14 protein-coding genes are annotated in these 16025 nt (G+C 71.4%); 4 read left to right on the forward strand and 10 right to left on the reverse strand.

What is annotated here, in order from left to right; genetic code table 11:
• Window positions 1-45: 45 nt before the first annotated feature.
• The gene (locus AB0J33_RS09510) at window positions 46-495 is read right to left on the reverse strand and encodes a hypothetical protein (protein WP_363611672.1); all 450 of its coding nucleotides are present in this window, start codon (window positions 493-495) and stop codon (window positions 46-48) included.
• 249 nt (window positions 496-744) lie between these two features.
• Between AB0J33_RS09510 and AB0J33_RS09515 the strand changes: the two genes are divergently transcribed.
• On the forward strand, window positions 745-1161 hold the full coding sequence (locus AB0J33_RS09515; RefSeq protein ID WP_363611674.1) for a helix-turn-helix domain-containing protein: 417 nt from the start codon (window positions 745-747) through the stop codon (window positions 1159-1161).
• Between the two features lie 28 nt (window positions 1162-1189).
• Here the strand turns inward: AB0J33_RS09515 and AB0J33_RS09520 are convergent, their stop codons facing one another.
• The 8 genes from AB0J33_RS09520 to AB0J33_RS09555 form a co-directional block, all read right to left on the reverse strand.
• On the reverse strand, window positions 1190-2197 hold the full coding sequence (locus tag AB0J33_RS09520; protein WP_363611676.1) for a hypothetical protein: 1008 nt from the start codon (window positions 2195-2197) through the stop codon (window positions 1190-1192).
• Between the two features lie 168 nt (window positions 2198-2365).
• Window positions 2366-4498, reverse strand: coding sequence for a DEAD/DEAH box helicase (locus tag AB0J33_RS09525; RefSeq protein WP_363611678.1), 2133 nt, complete (start codon window positions 4496-4498; stop codon window positions 2366-2368).
• A 123-nt stretch (window positions 4499-4621) separates the two neighbouring features.
• The gene (locus AB0J33_RS09530) at window positions 4622-5731 is read right to left on the reverse strand and encodes a branched-chain amino acid ABC transporter permease (protein WP_363611680.1); all 1110 of its coding nucleotides are present in this window, start codon (window positions 5729-5731) and stop codon (window positions 4622-4624) included.
• The gene (locus AB0J33_RS09535) at window positions 5728-6618 is read right to left on the reverse strand and encodes a branched-chain amino acid ABC transporter permease (protein ID WP_363611682.1); all 891 of its coding nucleotides are present in this window, start codon (window positions 6616-6618) and stop codon (window positions 5728-5730) included. Before AB0J33_RS09535 ends, AB0J33_RS09530 begins: the two co-directional genes overlap by 4 nt.
• Window positions 6618-7343 (reverse strand): ABC transporter ATP-binding protein, encoded by a 726-nt coding sequence (locus tag AB0J33_RS09540; RefSeq protein ID WP_363612360.1) that lies wholly within the window; start codon window positions 7341-7343, stop codon window positions 6618-6620. The genes AB0J33_RS09535 and AB0J33_RS09540 overlap by 1 nt, the downstream gene beginning before the upstream one ends.
• 174 nt (window positions 7344-7517) lie before the next feature.
• Window positions 7518-8261 (reverse strand): ABC transporter ATP-binding protein, encoded by a 744-nt coding sequence (locus tag AB0J33_RS09545; protein WP_334498563.1) that lies wholly within the window; start codon window positions 8259-8261, stop codon window positions 7518-7520.
• Window positions 8262-8264: 3 nt separating this feature from the next.
• Window positions 8265-9464 (reverse strand): substrate-binding domain-containing protein, encoded by a 1200-nt coding sequence (locus AB0J33_RS09550; protein WP_363611684.1) that lies wholly within the window; start codon window positions 9462-9464, stop codon window positions 8265-8267.
• 529 nt (window positions 9465-9993) lie between these two features.
• Complete coding sequence (locus AB0J33_RS09555; RefSeq protein ID WP_363611686.1) at window positions 9994-11106, reverse strand: glycerophosphodiester phosphodiesterase; 1113 nt, start codon at window positions 11104-11106, stop codon at window positions 9994-9996.
• Between the two features lie 139 nt (window positions 11107-11245).
• Between AB0J33_RS09555 and AB0J33_RS09560 the strand changes: the two genes are divergently transcribed.
• The 3 genes from AB0J33_RS09560 to AB0J33_RS09570 all read left to right on the forward strand — a co-directional run bounded on the left by AB0J33_RS09560 (window position 11246) and on the right by AB0J33_RS09570 (window position 14222).
• Window positions 11246-12580: a potassium transporter TrkG gene (locus AB0J33_RS09560; RefSeq protein ID WP_363611689.1), complete on the forward strand. Its 1335-nt coding sequence runs from the start codon at window positions 11246-11248 to the stop codon at window positions 12578-12580.
• A gap of 95 nt (window positions 12581-12675) precedes the next feature.
• Window positions 12676-13344 carry a TrkA family potassium uptake protein gene (locus AB0J33_RS09565; RefSeq protein ID WP_363611691.1) on the forward strand — a complete coding sequence of 223 codons (669 nt, stop codon included), beginning with the start codon at window positions 12676-12678 and terminating at the stop codon, window positions 13342-13344.
• 212 nt (window positions 13345-13556) lie between these two features.
• Complete coding sequence (locus AB0J33_RS09570; protein WP_363611693.1) at window positions 13557-14222, forward strand: DUF4097 family beta strand repeat-containing protein; 666 nt, start codon at window positions 13557-13559, stop codon at window positions 14220-14222.
• A gap of 142 nt (window positions 14223-14364) precedes the next feature.
• Here AB0J33_RS09570 and AB0J33_RS09575 read toward each other — a convergent pair whose 3' ends face one another.
• Window positions 14365-16023: a serine/threonine-protein kinase gene (locus AB0J33_RS09575; RefSeq protein WP_363611695.1), complete on the reverse strand. Its 1659-nt coding sequence runs from the start codon at window positions 16021-16023 to the stop codon at window positions 14365-14367.
• Window positions 16024-16025 lie beyond the last annotated feature (2 nt).

The following is a 16025-nucleotide window of genomic DNA, read 5'->3' on the forward strand; positions in this document are numbered from 1 at the left end:
CGCGCCGGCCCGGCGACGTGCCCGGGTCGGTGCGGTGGGCGGTGGCTAACGCCGACGATCTCCGCGATCCCGGCCACCGTTGCGTTCGCTGACACCGCGGTCGACGACCGACACCCGGTCCGCGACCGACCGCGGGGCGGACCACTCACCGTCGCCCGGGGCGGTCGGGAATGGCACGATCTTGCCCGAGCCTCCGGCGTTTCCGGCTGCCGCGAAGGCGTTCCAGGAGATGTCCACCAGCAGCCTCTTCATCTCGGCGTGCCGGATGGCGGCGTTGTGTTGTACCGCCATCCGGGCACCGAGCAGGACCGCGACCAGCGTGGTGGTGATGGCGCCGGTGGCGGCCAGCACCTGGAGACCGGTCGCGGAGTCGGTGCGGAGCACCAGGACCAGCAGCCAGATCCAGAACGCGGCCGCGAAGACGCCGGCCTTGGCGACGAAGAACAGGCTCACCGCACCGGGCTGGTACGGCTGGGGGCGGCTCGATTCGGCCATGGTGCTCCTCGGCGGTGGTCCGGTCGGATGCGGCGGGCGGAAGACGCCAGGTCGGGACGGGCACCGAGCTTAGTGGAAGAACGACGATGATCGCTCGATGCAATTTTCGTTCTGCACACACGCTTCCAGAAGAAAGTCTCGCCCACGGGACAGTTTGTGCGGTCAGTCAATTGTTTCCCGCCCCGGGCGTACTACCCTCGGAAGGCGCATCGCCCCGGTGCTCCGGCGGGAGGGGGAAGACACACAGGGATGGGATCCGCCGACGTATCACCGCAGATGGCCTTCGCCCGCTTCGTCCGGCGCGCCATCGATGACGCTCGCGACGAACGTGGTTGGACCGTGACCGATCTTGCCTCGCACACGGGCGTGGGTCGCTCCACCGTGTTCCGCTGGCTGGCCGGCGATTGGCAGGATTATCCCGAGTTGGCCAAGGTTCGCGGCTTCTGCGCCGCACTGGATCTGCCGGTCGCCGCGGCGTTCCGCGCGCTCGGGCTGCCCGACGCCGGCCCCACTCCCCGCCGACGCCACGACGACGGCCCGGTCGAGGCCGACGTCCGGGCCATCCTGGACCGACTGGCCGACCCCACGGTCCCCGCCGAGGAGAAGCACCACATCCGCGACCTGCTCCGCTACCTGGCCCGCCGCCCCATCCGCCGAGCCGGCTGACCCACTCCTCCCGAGGGGTGGGGCCGGTCTAGGGGACTACGACGGTGAATTCGGCGGTTCGGACTTCGGCGTTCACCTGGAAGTCGAGGTAGAGGCGGTAGCGGCCCGGGCCGGGAGTGGTCAGCCAGAACTTGATCTGGCCGTCCACCAGCTCGGGCTCCGGGTGCACGTGCAGGTAGCCGAGGTCGCCCTCGCGCAACGCCACCAGGTGCCCGTACGCCCCGAGGTACCGCTCCAGCCGGGCGGCACCGCCGGCGTCGTCGACCCGGAAGGTCAGCGGCACGGTCGCCCCGGCCTGCGGGGTGCCCTGGAAACCGACGGTGAAGCCGTCCACGGTCGTCGAGACGGCCGCCCCGGGCAGCGGACGGGGCCGGTAGTCGCCGGGCGCGACCAGATCCGTGCCAAGGGTCACCGCCGTCTGCGCGCCGTTGTCGGCGACCACGGTGAAGTCGGCGTACGCGCGCCAGAGGCCGGGCTGGGCGAGGGTCAACGGAACCGACCAGGTGCCGTCCGCCGCCATGGTCGGGTGCAGGTGCTGGTAACCGGTCAGGTCCCGCCGCACGACGATGAGGTGCAACGGCTTGTCGTGCACGATGGCGAACCGGGTGACCGGCCGGCGCTGCCCGTCGCGCACCTGGAAGCGGAGCTGACCGGGGCGGCCGACCGCGAAGTCGGTGGCCACCGGGGCCAGGGTGAGCCCGGCAGAGCTGACCGCCAGACCGCCCGGCTCGGTGGCCGCGCTCTGATCGGTGCCCGTGGCGGAGCCGTGGCTGTGCGGCCCGACGCCCGGTGGATCGGTGTGCTCGGCGGCCAACGACGGGCTGCCGGTGGCGGCACCGTTGGCGTTCAGTCGGCCGAGGCCGAACCCGAGCAGCACCGCGAGCACCAGCCCACCGACCACCAGCGCCAGCCGGAGCGTGCTGCGGTCCGGCCCGGCGGAGACCTGGTCGGACACGCCCAGCCCCTGCCCGGCCTCGCCGCCGGCGGTCAGGTCCGTGCCGGCGGACGCGCGGCGGACGGGCGGCTGGTCGGTCATGCCGCCCACGGTACCGCCGGCTCCGATCGGGTCGGGCCGACGCCCGGACGGCGTGGCGACTGTCGCATTCGACGCCGCCCGGGAACCAACCTGGCAGCGCCTGCGCCACGACCGCCGCCACTGCGGGCAGCGCGAGCGACGGCTCCGGACGCGACGAACCGCAACGGGTCAGCCGGCCACGGCGAGGGCGAGCGGGAGGACGTCGGGCGCGCCGGCCCGGCGCAGAGCCCGGGCCACCAGCGTCATCGTCCACCCCGAGTCGATCAGGTCGTCGACGAGCAGCACCGGGCCGTCCAGCCCGGCCAGGGCCTCGGCCAGGTCGGTCGGCACGGTGAAGGCGTCGTGCAGCGCGCGTACCCGTTGGGCGCTGTTGCCGCGCGGCCCGGCTGGGCCCCCGGGACCGGTTGCGCCGACCTCGCCGAGCAGCGGCAGCCGACCCACGGTGGCGATCCGCTCGGCGAGCGAGCCGAGCAGCCGGGGTCGCCGCCGGGAACCGACCGCGACCACCGCCACCGGCCGGCGGGGCCACGGGTCGTCGCCGTGCGCCCACGCCTTCAGCACCTCCACGACCGCGCCGGCGACGTCGTCGGGCACCGGCACGTCCGGAGCGTCCGGGCCGACGAGGGCACGCAGCCGGCCACCCCAGCCCAGGTCGGAGAGGCGCCCGACGGCCCGGCCCGGCAGCGCCTGCTCCGCGGGGGCGATCCGGCCCTTGAGGGGTACGCCCACCGCGTCGAGCCCGGTCGGCCACAGCTTCTTCGGCGCGATCTCCACACCGGGTCGGCCCAGGAAGGTCTGCGCGGCGGCGAGCGCGGCCGTCGACACGTCGGCGGCGAAGAGTGGGGCCGCGCACCTGTCGCACCGGCCGCAGTCGGCCGCCCCGGTGTCGTCCAGGCGCTCCCGTAGATACCGCATCCGGCAGTCGGACGTGGTCGCGTACTCCCGCATGGCCTGTTGCTCGACGGTGCGCGCCTCGGCGACGCGGCGCAACCGGGCCTCGTCGTAGACCCAGGGCTCGCCGGTGGCGAGCCAACCACCGCGCACCCGGCGGACCGCGCCGTCCACGTCGAGCACCTTGAGCATCAGCTCCAGCCGGGCCCGGCGCAGGTCGACGAGGGGTTCGAGGGCCTGGGTGGAGAGCGGACGGTCGGTGTGCAGGGCGGCCAGCACGGCCCGGACCTGCTGCTCCGGTGGGAACGCCAGCGAGGCGAAGTAGCGCCAGATCGCGGCGTCCTCGACACCGGGCAGCAGCAGCACCTCCGCGTGCTCGACGGCGCGGCCGGCGCGACCGACCTGTTGGTAGTAGGCGATCGGGGAGGGCGGCGCGCCGAGGTGGACGACGAAGCCCAGGTCGGGCTTGTCGAAGCCCATGCCGAGGGCGCTGGTGGCGACCAATGCCTTGATCTTGTTGTCGAGCAGGTCCTGCTCGGCGGCCCGCCGGTCGGCGTCGTCGGACTGCCCGGAGTACGAGGCGACCGGGTAGCCCCGGGAGCGCAGGAACTCGGCCGTCTCCCCCGCAGCCGCCACGGTCAGCGTGTAGACGATGCCGGAGCCGGGCAGCTGGTCCAGGTGGTCGGCGAGCCACGCCAGCCGGTGCGCCGGGCTGGGCAGGTCCAGCACGCCGAGGCGCAGCGACTCGCGGTCCAGGGTGCCGCGCAGGATGAGGGCGTCGCCCAGCTGCTCGGCCACGTCCTGGGTGACCCGGGCGTTGGCGGTGGCGGTGGTCGCCAGCACGGGCGTGCGCTCGGGCAGCTCGGCGAGGAACGTCCGCAGCCGCCGGTAGTCCGGCCGGAAGTCGTGCCCCCAGTCGGAGACGCAGTGCGCCTCGTCGACCACCAGCAGGCCGGTGGTCGCGGCCAGCTTCGGCAGGACGCCGTCCCGGAAGTCCGGATTGTTGAGCCGTTCCGGGCTGATCAGCAGCACGTCCACCGCGCCGGTCTGGATCTCGGCGGTGATCTCGTCCCACTCGTCGAGGTTGGCCGAGTTGATCGTGCGGGCCCGGATGCCGGCGCGGGCCGCCGCCTCGACCTGGTTGCGCATCAACGCCAGCAGCGGCGAGACGATGACTGTCGGCCCGGCCTGCTGGCCCTGCTCACGGTCCCGGAGCAGGGCGGTGGCCACGAAGTAGACGGCCGACTTGCCCCAGCCGGTGCGCTGGACGCAGAGCACCCGTCGCCGGTCGACGACCAGCGCCTCGATGGCACGCCACTGATCCTCGCGCAGCCGGGCGTGGTCACCGGCCAGCCGGCGCAGCACCGCCTCGGCCCGCTCCCGTACGCCTGCCCGCTCTGCTGTCTCCACCCGGCATTTCTACCAGCGCCGTCCGTCAAGCCCTTGTTGATCAAGAGGATTGCGTCAGGATCCGGTCGGATGATGACGCAAACCTCTTGATCAACGGGGCTAACCCCGGGGGCGGGGTGGGGGTTAGCGGGGTGGGCGGGGGCGGAGGGTGCGGGTCAGGTGGGACAGGCGGGGGGCCAGGCTGGTCAGGCCGCCGGGGAAGAAGTAGACGGCCAGGATGAAGACCGTGCCGAGGACGAACAGCGGCTGGCTCAGCGGATGGCTGAGCACGGCCGGCAGGTTGTCCACCGCGTCGCTCGTGCCGAAGGCGGTGAGCCGGTGGTCCAGGTACATGTAGAGGACACCGCCGAGCACCGGACCCCACCGGGTGCCCGGCCCGCCGAGCACCACCATGACCAGCAGCGACAGGGTCAACTCGGAGGACGTGATGTGCGGCGACGCGCCGCCGACGATCAGGACGTAGACCACGCCGCCCGCCGACGCCAACCCGCCGGCCAGGGTGAACGCCACCAGCTTGTAGCGGTACGGATCCAGCCCGAGCACACCGATGCGCCGCTCGTCGTCGCGCAGCCCGGCGAGCACCCGCCCGGTCGGCGAACCGCTCACCCGGTGCACCACGAACACCACGAGGGTCAGGTACGCCAGCGCCAACCAGTACAGGTTGACCGTGTTGGTCACCCCGACCAGCCCGGCGGGCAGCCCGGACACGTCCAGCGGCAGGCCCTCCTCGCCGCCGGTCAGCCCACCGAAGTCCCGCGCCACCAGGATCGCGCCCACCTGGGCGAACGCCAACGTGACCATGGCGAACGCGATGCCCACGGTGCGCAGCGCCACCGCGCCGAGCAGCGCGGCGAGGATCGTGCCGCCGGTGACGGTCAGCAGCGCCGCCTGCCACAGCGGCAGACCGGCCCGGGTGATCAGGATGTCGGTGCCGTACACGCCGGCGGCGAAGTACAGCGCGTGCCCGAAGGAGAGCATCCCGGTCCGACCGAAGAGCAGGTCGTACCCGGCGGCCAACCCACCGAAGATCAGGCAGATGGCGAGCAGTTGCAGGGTGCCGGGTGAGTTGACCGGCCCCTCGAAGATCCCCGGCAGGGAGATCGTCGAGTACGGCAGGATCGCCAGCACCACCAGCGCGACCAGCGGCAGGAACGGGCGGGCCCGGTGCCACCGCCCCCGCTGCGGGGTCAGTTCGTCGGGCACCTGCGCGCGAGGCGCGTCGATCACCGTCATGCCGTTGCCACCTTTCCGGCGATGCCCTGCGGGCGCAGTAGCAGCACCACTGCCAGCAGCCCGACCACGCAGATGTCGCCCAGCCCGGACGTGCCGTAGTAGTTGACGAACTGCTGCACCAGCCCGACCACGACCGCCGCGTACGCGGAGCCGACCACCGAGCCCATCCCGCCGATCACCACCACGATGAACGCGAAGATCAGCAGTGAACCGCCCTGGCCGGGCGAGACGGTCCCGAAGTAGACCCCGCCCAGCGCGCCGGCGAGCGCGGCGGCCGCCCCACCGATCGCGAAGACCAGCGTGAACGCCTTACGCACGTCGATGCCGAGCGCCGTCACCATCTCCCGGTTCTCCACCCCGGCCCGGATCACCAGGCCGTACCGGGTCCAGCGCAGGAACGCCAGGATCGCACCGAGCACCAGCACCGCCGCGATGATCAACAGCAGGCCCCCGTTGGGCACCTGCGCGCCGAGGATCCCGGTCACCTCCCGGGTCCAGTCCGGACGCGGAAACGGCCGGGCGTCCGCTCCCCAGGTGGCCTGGAGCAACGCCACCCCGGCCAGGGACAGCCCGACGGTGACCAGGACCTGCTCGATGGTGCGCGAGTACAGCGGGCGGATCAGCACCAACTCGACCAGGACGGCGACCAGCGTGCCGGCAGCCACCCCGAAGGCGACCGCGACCACGAAGCCGAACCCGTCGGAGCCGGCGCCCGGCAGATTGCCCGCCGCCCACCAGGTGCCGTACGCGCCGACGCCGAGGAACAGCCCGTGCGCGAAGTTGAGCACGTCGGCCAGGCCGAAGACCAGGGACAGGCCGGAGGCGACCAGGAAGTACAGCGCCGCCAGGCCCAGCCCGGTCAACGCCAACAAGATCACCGTGCCCATCAGTGGTTCACCTCCGCCGAGCCGACACCGAGCAGCGACTTCGTCAACGCGGTCTCCAACAGCAACTCCCGGGCGTCGCCGGTCCAGGCCACCTTGCCGGCGGCCAGCACCACCGCGTCCCGGGCGAGTCGGCGTACCACGGCCAGGTTCTGCTCGACCAGCAGCACCGGCACCGACTCCGCGACCCGTTCCAACACCTCGGCCACCTCGGTCACCACCTTCGGCGCCAACCCCTTGGTCGGCTCGTCCACGAGCAGCAGCCGGTTGTCGTTGAGCAGCACCCGACCGATGGCGAGCATCTGCTGCTGCCCCCCGGAGAGCGAACCGGCCCGTTGCCGTCCACGCCGGTCCAGCTCCGGAAAGAGCGCGAAAACCTTGTCGTACGCCGGGGTGGTGCCACGCCGCTCGGCGAGCCGCAGGTTCTCGGCGACGGTGAGCCCGGCGAACACGCAGCGGTCCTCCGGCACGTAACCGAGCCCGCCGCGGACCAGCCGGTGCGTGGGTCGGGCCAGCAGGCTCTGCGCGCCCATCCGGATGGTGCCGCGCACCTCCCCGGCGGGCGGGGTGAGGCCGACGATCGCACGCAGCGTGGTGGTCTTGCCGACACCGTTGCGGCCGAGCAGGACGGTCACGCCGGTCGGTGCGACCGTGAAGGACACCCCCTGGAGGATGTGCAGCCCGGAGATCCGGACCGACAGCTCCTCCACGGTGAGGATCGGTTCCAGCTGAGCCGCCTCCGTTCGCGACTGCGGGGCTCGCAAACCCGGCTCACTCCTCGCGCTCACAGGACTGCCTCCGTTCGCGACTGCGGGGCTCGCAAACCCGGCTCACTCCTCCCGCTCACAGGACTGACTCCGTTCGCGACTGCGGGGCTCGCAAACCCGGCTCACTCCTCGCGCTCACAGCGACTCCCCCAGGTAGGCCTCTTGCACGGTGGGGTTGGCCATCACCGTTTCCGGGGTGTCGCAGGCCAGCAGCGCGCCGTGGTGCATGACGGCGATCCGGTCGGCCAGCTCCAGGATGACGTCCATGTGGTGCTCGACCATCAGCACGGCCCGGCCACTGTCGCCGGTCAACGACTTGATCACGGCGACCAGCTCCGGCACGTCCTCGGCGCTGACCCCGGCCATCGGCTCGTCGAGCAGCATCACCCGCGGTTCACCGGCGAGCAGCAGGGCGATCTCCAACTTGCGCTTCTCACCGTGGGCCAGGGTGCCGGCGAGAGCCGTACCCCGGTGGGCGAGGCCGACCCGGTCGAGCGCCGCGTCGGCGGCGGCGGCCACCTCCCGGTCGGCCGCCGCTCGCCGCCACAGTGCCATCGAACCCCCGCGGTGCGCCTGCACGGCGAGCCGCACGTTCTCCCGCACGCTGAGCGAGCCGAAGACCGAGGATGCCTGGAAGGTACGGCCCAGCCCGAGACGGGCCCGCCGGTGCGGCGCAAGCGCCCCGATGTCCTGCCCGTCCAGGGTGATCCGGCCCTCCGTGGCCCGGCGCAGGCCGGTGATCAGGTTGAACAGTGAGGTCTTGCCGGCGCCGTTCGGCCCGATCACGCCCAGGAACTCCCCGGGCGCCAGGTCGAGGTAGACGCTGTCGACGATGGCGACCTCACCGATCCGCCAGGTCAGACCGCGGGTGGCGAGCATGGGTCAGCCCTTCATGGCCACGGCCGGCGGCGCGGTCTCGTCACCGGTGAGGCTCTTCTGCGCGGTCGCCGTGAACGCGGTGCCGCTGCCGGTCAGCTTGGCCTGGAACATCGGCTGGAGCAGCGCGTGGTCGGCGGCCCGGATGGTCATCTTGCCCTTGACCCCGTCGAAGCTCCAGTCCTCCAGCGCGGTGACCATCTTGTCGACGTCGTCGCCGCCCTCCTGTACGGCGCGGACCACCATCTGCGCGGCGGCGAAGCCGTCCGGGTGGAACAGGTCGATGGTGTTGACCTTGGCCTTCAGCGCCTTGCTGGCCTCGGTGTCGCTGGCACCGTCGAAGTAGTGCGACAGGAAGGAGATCTTCGCGCCGGCCGCACCGAAGGTCGGCCACGAGGCGCGGATGTCCAGGCCGGTGACGACCGTGGTGGACGAGAGCACAGCCTGCTGGTCGAGGGTCTGCCACATGGCCGGAGCGGTCGTGCCCGCCCACGCCACGAACAGCAGGTCCGGCTTGGCGGCCTTGATCTGGCTGGCGAACGGGGTGAACTCGGTGGCGCTGGCCGGGGCCCGGACACTGCTCACGGTGGCGCCCGCGCCACCGATGACGGCCTTGACGGCGGCCTCGTTGGCGTCGCCGAACGCGCCGTCCTGGGCGAAGACCACGACCTTCTTGCCGGCCGGGTCGCCGATGAACGACTTGGCGGTCACCACATCCTGGTAGGACTGCCGTCCGGAGCGGAACGTGTACTTGTTCGCGCCGGTCACCGCGTCCGTGGCGGCCGGGCCGGAGATGAAGAGGACCTTGTTCTGCGCCGCGATCGGGGCGACCTGCAACGCCACACCGGACGCGGTGGAACCGGCGATGATCTTCGTGCCCTTGCCAATCAGGTCCTTCGCCGCGGAGACCGCCTTGGCCGGGTCGCCCGCGTCGTCCACCTCGGTCAGCTCGATCTTCCGGTCACCGACCTTGCCGGTGCCCTTAGTGGCGAAGTCGAGGCCCGCGTTGAACCCCTCGATGTACTGCTTTCCGTAACTTGCCAGCGCTCCCGACTGGGAGTACACCAGGCCGACCTTGACCGGCGCGGCACTGTCGCCGCCGCCGGTGGCGGTGTCCTGCGGGCTGCCACAGGCCGTGGCGGCCAACGCCGCGGCCATCATCGTGGCGGCGGAGAGGAACACCCGCCGCGTCGTCCGGACCGTCATTGCGACTCCACATGAGGACTCGGAGGGAGAGAACTTCTTCGTGTCGGCTCACGCTAGAAGTGACGTCACCCACGAGCTATGTGGCAGAAACACACAAGTAACAGGAATGAGGTGGCCGAGGGTTACAACGGGCCGCACTACCGGCCGAGAGCGCCCGCCCGCGATGGCCCCAACCCCCACGGACCACCCGAACCGTGTGTCGCCTCGCGCCATTCGCCCGGTTCCGCTGAGCCGAAGGACCCTGCCGCCTCGGCTCCAGACGCGGGAGTACACCTAGCCCTGAAGATCGTGCTCGATCCTGGTTGTCGTGGCCTCGCCCGCTCCGGGACACCACTACTTCCTGGATCGAGTGCGATCTTGTCCGGCGATCTTGCGCGGCGGACGAGGCCGGACGTGCCGCTGGCCCGTCGTCCGGGTGACGGACGACGGGCCAGCGTGTGGGCCGGGCATGGTCGGCCCGGTGGGTCGGCCGGAGCGGATCAGCTCCGGGCCGAGGTCAGCTCGGCGGGGCAGCCTCCACCGGGTCGGGTCAGCGGCCGGCGCGAGCGGCGACGGCGGTGTCCGGGTGGTCGCTGAAGACACCGTCGAGGCCCAGGCCGAGGAAGAGTTCGTACTCGGCGGTGATGTCGCCGCGCGCGTTCGGGTCGGTGCCGATCCGGAACTCCACCGGGAGGAACTGGTTCTCGGCGCGGAACGTCCAGGAGTGCACCAGCAGGTGTTCCCGGTGCGCGTCGCGGACCACGGTGGTCGGAGCGAGCAGGGCGCCGGCGGCGTCCCGGGGCACGATCAGGTTCTTGTTCGCGCCGATGCCGTCGGCGTACCCGGCGATCCACTTCAACCCCGCCGGGGTGGCCAGGTCCTGGTAGGTGCGGGTGTCACCGGCGGCGGTGAAGTCGTACGGGCGGCCGGTGGCGTCGAGCAGTTGAACCAGCTTCACGTCGGTCAGCCGGCTCAGCCGGCGCAGGTTCGCCGTCTCGAACGACTGGATGAAGACCGGAGAGTTCTTCCGGTCCAGCTTGTTCTGCCGCAGCACCCGGAGCAACGGCCCCTCCAGCGGCAGGTTGATCGAGGCGAAGTAGCTCGGGTGCTTGGTCTCCGGGTAGATGCCGATGGTGCGGCCCCGTGCCCGCCCCTCGGTCCGGGCCAGGTCGATGACCTCCTGAAGGGTGGGCACCTCGAAGCGGCCGTCGAAGGCGGTGTTCGCCACGCGTACCTGCGGCAGACGCTCCTTGGCCCGCAGTGTCTTCAGCTCGGCGAGGGTGAAGTCCTCGGTGAACCAACCGGTCACCGCCACACCGTCGATGGTCTTCGTGGCCTTGCGGGCCGCGAACTCCGGGTGGGTCGACACGTCGGTGGTACCGGAGATCTCGTTCTCGTGCCGGGCGACCAGCACGCCGTCGGAGGTGGAAACCAGGTCCGGCTCGATGTAGTCGGCTCCCATCCGGATCGCCAACCGGTACGCCTCCAGGGTGTGCTCCGGCCGGTAGCCACTGGCGCCACGGTGGCCGATCACGATGGGTTGGTCGTTCGCCCCGGAGCGGTCCGCGGTCGTGACCGGTTCGGCGGCGGCCACGGTCGGCAGGGCCACGGCGGCGGCGAGCAGAGCGCCGGCCACGCCGAAGGTCGAGAGGGTACGTCGCAACGCCGTCTCCTGTCATCGATGGTCCGGGTAAGCAGACCCTCCGTGATTTGCCGGGAGTTGGTCGATGGCTGGCCGGCAGATGAATCTCCGGAATGCCCGTTCCCTCTCCAGGGCCGCGGGCGGACAGGAAGATTGTCTGGTGCGCCGGTTTTTCCGCAATCCCGTGCGGCTGGTGCCGTTCGCGTTCCTGGTGCCGATCCTGCTCGGGACCGGGTTGCTCATGGCGCGCTGGGCCACCGTCGAGCATCAGCGTCCACCCGTGGTCACCGCCCTCTTCACCGCCACCTCGGCCGTGTCGGTCACCGGCATGGCGATCACCGACACACCGAACTACTGGTCCGGCGCCGGACTGCTGGTGATCACCCTGCTCACCCAACTCGGCGGCCTCGGCATCCTCACGGTCGCGGCGTTGGTCATCCTGGTGGTCTCCAGCCAGCTCGGGCTGCGCAACCGGTTACTGGTGCAGGCCGAGACCGCGGAGTTCGGCATCGGCGACGTGGGCCGGCTGCTCCGTCGGATCGCGCTGACCGTCTTCGCCTGCGAGGCGGTGATGACCGTGCTGGTCGCCGGTCGGCTCTGGCTGACCTACGACTACCCGTTCGGGCAGGCACTCTGGTCGGGCGTCTTCCACGCCGTGCAGGCGTTCAACAACGGTGGCTTCGCGCTCTACACCGACGGCCTGCTGGCGTTCAGCCGCGACCCGTGGGTGTCGCTGCCGCTGGCGGTCGGCGCGATCGTCGGCGGTCTCGGGTTTCCCGCCCTGTTCGAGGCGGTCCGCGAGTGGCGTCAGCCGGCGCACTGGGCGGTGGCGACAAAGCTGACCATCTGGGGCAGCGGGGTGCTGCTGCTGGTCGGCTTCGCCGGCCTGCTCACCGCCGAGTGGACCAACGCGGGCACGATCGGTCAGTACGACGTACCGGGCAAGATCCTCGCGTCGTTCACCCAGATCGCGCTGAGTCGCACCGGCGGCTTCAGCGTGCTGGACATCACCGCCCTCCAGGAGGAGAGCTATCCCCTCCTGATCGTGCTGATGTTCATCGGCGGCGGCAGCGCCAGCACGGCCGGCGGCATCAAGGTCTCCACGTTCTTCCTGCTGGCGTTCACCCTCTGGGCCGAGCTGCGGGGCGAGCCCGACGTGACGATCGGGCACCGGCGGGTGGCCACCGCCAGTCAACGGCAGGCGGTCACGGTGGCGCTGCTCAGCGTCGCACTGGTGACTGTCGGAACGATGGTGTTGCTGCTGCTCACCGAGGGCGTCCGCTTCGTCGCGGCCCTGTTCGAGGTCACCTCCGCGTTCAGCACCACCGGGCTGACCGTCGGCCTCGCCGCCGAACTGCCGGCCGGCGGTCAGCTGGTGCTGACCGTGCTGATGTTCATCGGCCGGGTCGGAACTCTCACCCTCGGGTCGGCGATCGCACTGAACACCCGACGCCGGCTCTACCGCTATCCCCAGGAGCAACCCATTGTCGGTTAGGGCGTGTTTCGGAGGTGTCGATCGGGCCGAGCCGGCGTCCAGGTGTCGCCCGGCCGGCACTTCCGAGACACGCCCGTGGAGCAGGGAGGGCCGAGATGTCGGCTAGACGGGCGGACAGCGGCGGCATCGTCGTGATCGGTCTGGGTCGATTCGGTTGTCACCTGGCCGGTTCGCTGACCCGGATGAACCGTGAGGTGTTGGCCATCGATCGCAGCCCGGACAAGGTGCAGCGCTGGTCGGCGCAGCTCGACCGGGTCGTCCAGGCCGACTCCACCGAGGAGGGGGCGCTGCGGCAGCTGGGCATCGCCAGCTTCGGGCGGGCGGTGGTGGCCATCGGGGCCTCGGTGGAGGCGAGCGTGCTCACCGTGCTGGCGCTGGTCGAGCTGGGGGTGCCCCAGGTCTGGGCGCGGGCCACGTCGCAGAAGCACGCGAAGATCCTGTCGTCGGTGGGCGCGCACCACGTGATCTTTCCGGAGGCGGAGACCGGGGATCGGGTCGCCCACCTGATCGTCAGCAGGCTGCTCGACTTCGTCGAGTTCGACGACGACTTCGCCATCGCCACCGTCCGGGTGCCGGAGCCCCTGGCTGGGCGCACCCTGCTCGATCTGCGACCGGAGGAGCGGTTCGGGGTGCGGGTGGTCGGCGCCAAGCTGCCGGGCGAACGCTTCCAGTACGCCTCGGACGACACGGCACTTCCTCGGGGCGGGGTGCTCATCGTCGAGGGTGGGATCGATCAGGTTCAACGGTTCGCGGGGATGAGCTGACCTCCCGGGACGAGTCGCGGGTCACGGTGCGTTCAGTGCACCTCATTGCAATGGTCTTGCTCTGCGTCGTTGCGTTAGATCCTTCTTGGTTGCAATGATTTATCGTCGTTTACCTGGTACAACACTCAACATTCGCAACATTGTTGTTGAAGAACAGCGGAAAGCAACGTAGCGTTTCCGATGTCAGAAACAACTGGTCCAAGGAGCGCGTGATGCAGCAGTTCGACACCCCCACCCCGATCGCCGCCACCCTCGACATCCCCGCCGGCCGGGTCCGATTCATCGCCGCCGAACGCGCCGACACCGTGGTCGAGATCCTCCCCGCCGACGCCAGCAACGGCCGCGACGTGAAGGTCGCGGAGCAGACCACTGTCGAGTACCGCGACGGCGCCCTGCGGATCGAGACCTCGGCGAAGAACCAGCTCTTCGGAAACTCCGGATCCATCGACGTGACCGTGCAACTGCCGGCCGGTTCCCGGATCCGAGCCAAGGCCGCCAGCGCCGAGCTGCGGGCCGTCGGACGGTTCGGCGACGTCACCTTCGACGGCGCGCAGGGGCACATCAAGCTCGACGAAGCCGCCACCGTCCGCCTCACCACCAGCGCGGGCGACGTCTCGATCGGCCGCCTCAACGGCCCCGCGGAGATCACCACCCGGAAGGGCGACATCCGCATCACCGAGGCGGTCCGTGGCACCGTCGTCCTGCGCACCGACGCCGGCGAGGTGTCGATCGGCGCCGCCCGGGGCGTCTCGGCCTCGCTGGACGCCGGCACCACCTACGGACGGATCCAGAACGCGCTCAGGAACACCGACGGCGTCGCCGACCTGACCATCCACGCCACCACCGCGTACGGCGACATCGTTGCCCGCAGCCTCTGAGATCCCGGCACCACCGCCGTCGACCGAGCCTGACCAACGGCGAACCGCTCAGGGCCGTCGGACCAGTTGGTCTGACGGCCCTGACGCGCTGTCGCCCCGGGGCGGGCTCAATGTGCCTTCCGGTGACCATCCCGCCCCTTGGTCACCTTTTCGCTTTTCCCGGACCACCACCCGGCTCCGCGGCCTTCGGCTTCGCGGGCGCCTTGGCCGGCTTCGGGGGCTTGGCCTTCGAAGCGCCGCCGCCCGCACCGGTGCCGCCGCGCACCGTCGCGGCCTTGGGCGGGGCCTTCGTCGTGGCGGCCTTGCTCGGCGCGGCCGTCGACGGCGCACTGCCGGCGACCCCGGACACCCGGACACCGCAGGTCGCCTCGCCGAGGCGGAACTCGACCGGCAGCGGGTTCGCCCCGCTGTACCTGCCCGTCAGGGTCAGCTTCTCGGCCGCGCCGGGCGCCAGCGTGCTGCGGTGCGCCGCCGGACGGACCAGCACCGTGCTCCCCTGCTGCTGCACCGGTGCGGGCTCCGCCTTCGTCACCGTCTGCTGGCCGGGGAAGGTGAAGCTCATCGTCCAGTCCCGCAGCTCACGACCACCGGTGTTGGTCAGGGTCAGCTCGGCGGCGAACTCCCGGCCGGAGTCGGTGCGCAGGGCGTACGCGACCTCGCAGGGCGCCGCCTCCGGCAGCCCCATCCGGGCCTCCGTCGTCGGCCGGTCCCCGCCGCTGGCCGGGCTGCGCGAGGTGAACCCCCACATCGCCCCGGTGACCGCGATCAGCCCGACGGCGGCCACTCCGGCCTCCACCCGCCGACGCCGGGTCACCCGCTGCCGGGTCCGACGGTTCCGGTCCCGGGTGCGTGACAACGGCAACGCGTCGGTCGCCGCCGACCAGGGCAGGATCGTGGTACGCGCACTGCCGAGCATGGCCGCGTCCAGAGGCCCCCCGGCCGGGGAGACCGGCACCGCCGCGAGCATGCCGGCCGCCTCGGCGAGCGTACGGGTCAGCTCGGCGGTGGCCGGTCGGTCGGCCGGCCGCTTGGCCAGGCAGCGCCCGACCAGCTCGGCCACCCCGTCGGGCAGCCCCGCGACGGTGGGCATCGGCTCCGGGTCGGTGTACATGTGCGCGCGCAGCATCTGGGTGGTCGTGCTGGCCCGCCACGGCAGCCGGCCGGTGAGCATCCGGTAGAGCAGCAGGCCGACGGCGTACACGTCGGTGGCCGGGGAGACCTGACCGTTGTCCAGGCGTTCCGGGGCGAGGTACGCGGGAGTGCCCAACAGCGCGCCGTCCGGGCCCTTCTCGCTCTCCCCGACGAGCGCGGAGATGCCGAAGTCGACCACCTTGACACCGGTGGAGGTGAGCATGACGTTGCCCGGGGTGACGTCGCGGTGCACCACACCGCGTGCGTGTGCGGTGGCGAGCGCCGAGCTGACCTCCGCGCCGATCGTCACCGCCTCGCGCCACGGCAGCTGGCACTCCCGACCCAGCCGGCTGGCCAGCGAGGCGCCGTCGACCAGCTCCATCACCACGTACGGCACGGTCAGGCCGACCTGCTCCGACTCGCCGTAGTCGTACACGTTGGTGATGTTGGGATGGCAGAGCCGCGCGGCGGCCTGCGCCTCGATCCGGATCCGGTGACGGAACGCCCGGTCGCTGGCCAGCCGGGAGGCCAGCACCTTCACCGCGACCTGACGGCCGAGCACCTCGTCGTATCCGCGCCAGACCACCGACATACCGCCGGCGCCGAGCTGCTCGATCAGCCGGTACCGCTCATCGAGCAGCTGCGCGCCGTTTCGGTCCCCACCACCCATGG

The organism is Micromonospora sp. NPDC049645 (assembly GCF_040675155.1).
Classification (GTDB): domain Bacteria; phylum Actinomycetota; class Actinomycetes; order Mycobacteriales; family Micromonosporaceae; genus Micromonospora.

Bases quoted from the DNA above. Each gene is read 5' to 3' on its own strand.
- AB0J33_RS09510 (WP_363611672.1), bottom strand. From the start codon at position 495: ATGGCCGAATCGAGCCGCCCCCAGCCGTACCAGCCCGGTGCGGTGAGC.
- AB0J33_RS09515 (WP_363611674.1), top strand. From the start codon at position 745: ATGGGATCCGCCGACGTATCACCGCAGATGGCCTTCGCCCGCTTCGTC.
- AB0J33_RS09520 (WP_363611676.1), bottom strand. From the start codon at position 2,197: ATGACCGACCAGCCGCCCGTCCGCCGCGCGTCCGCCGGCACGGACCTG.
- AB0J33_RS09530 (WP_363611680.1), bottom strand. From the start codon at position 5,731: ATGACGGTGATCGACGCGCCTCGCGCGCAGGTGCCCGACGAACTGACC.
- AB0J33_RS09535 (WP_363611682.1), bottom strand. From the start codon at position 6,618: ATGGGCACGGTGATCTTGTTGGCGTTGACCGGGCTGGGCCTGGCGGCG.
- AB0J33_RS09545 (WP_334498563.1), bottom strand. From the start codon at position 8,261: ATGCTCGCCACCCGCGGTCTGACCTGGCGGATCGGTGAGGTCGCCATC.
- AB0J33_RS09550 (WP_363611684.1), bottom strand. From the start codon at position 9,464: ATGACGGTCCGGACGACGCGGCGGGTGTTCCTCTCCGCCGCCACGATG.
- AB0J33_RS09565 (WP_363611691.1), top strand. From the start codon at position 12,676: ATGTCGGCTAGACGGGCGGACAGCGGCGGCATCGTCGTGATCGGTCTG.
- AB0J33_RS09570 (WP_363611693.1), top strand. From the start codon at position 13,557: ATGCAGCAGTTCGACACCCCCACCCCGATCGCCGCCACCCTCGACATC.
- AB0J33_RS09575 (WP_363611695.1), bottom strand. From the start codon at position 16,023: ATGGGTGGTGGGGACCGAAACGGCGCGCAGCTGCTCGATGAGCGGTAC.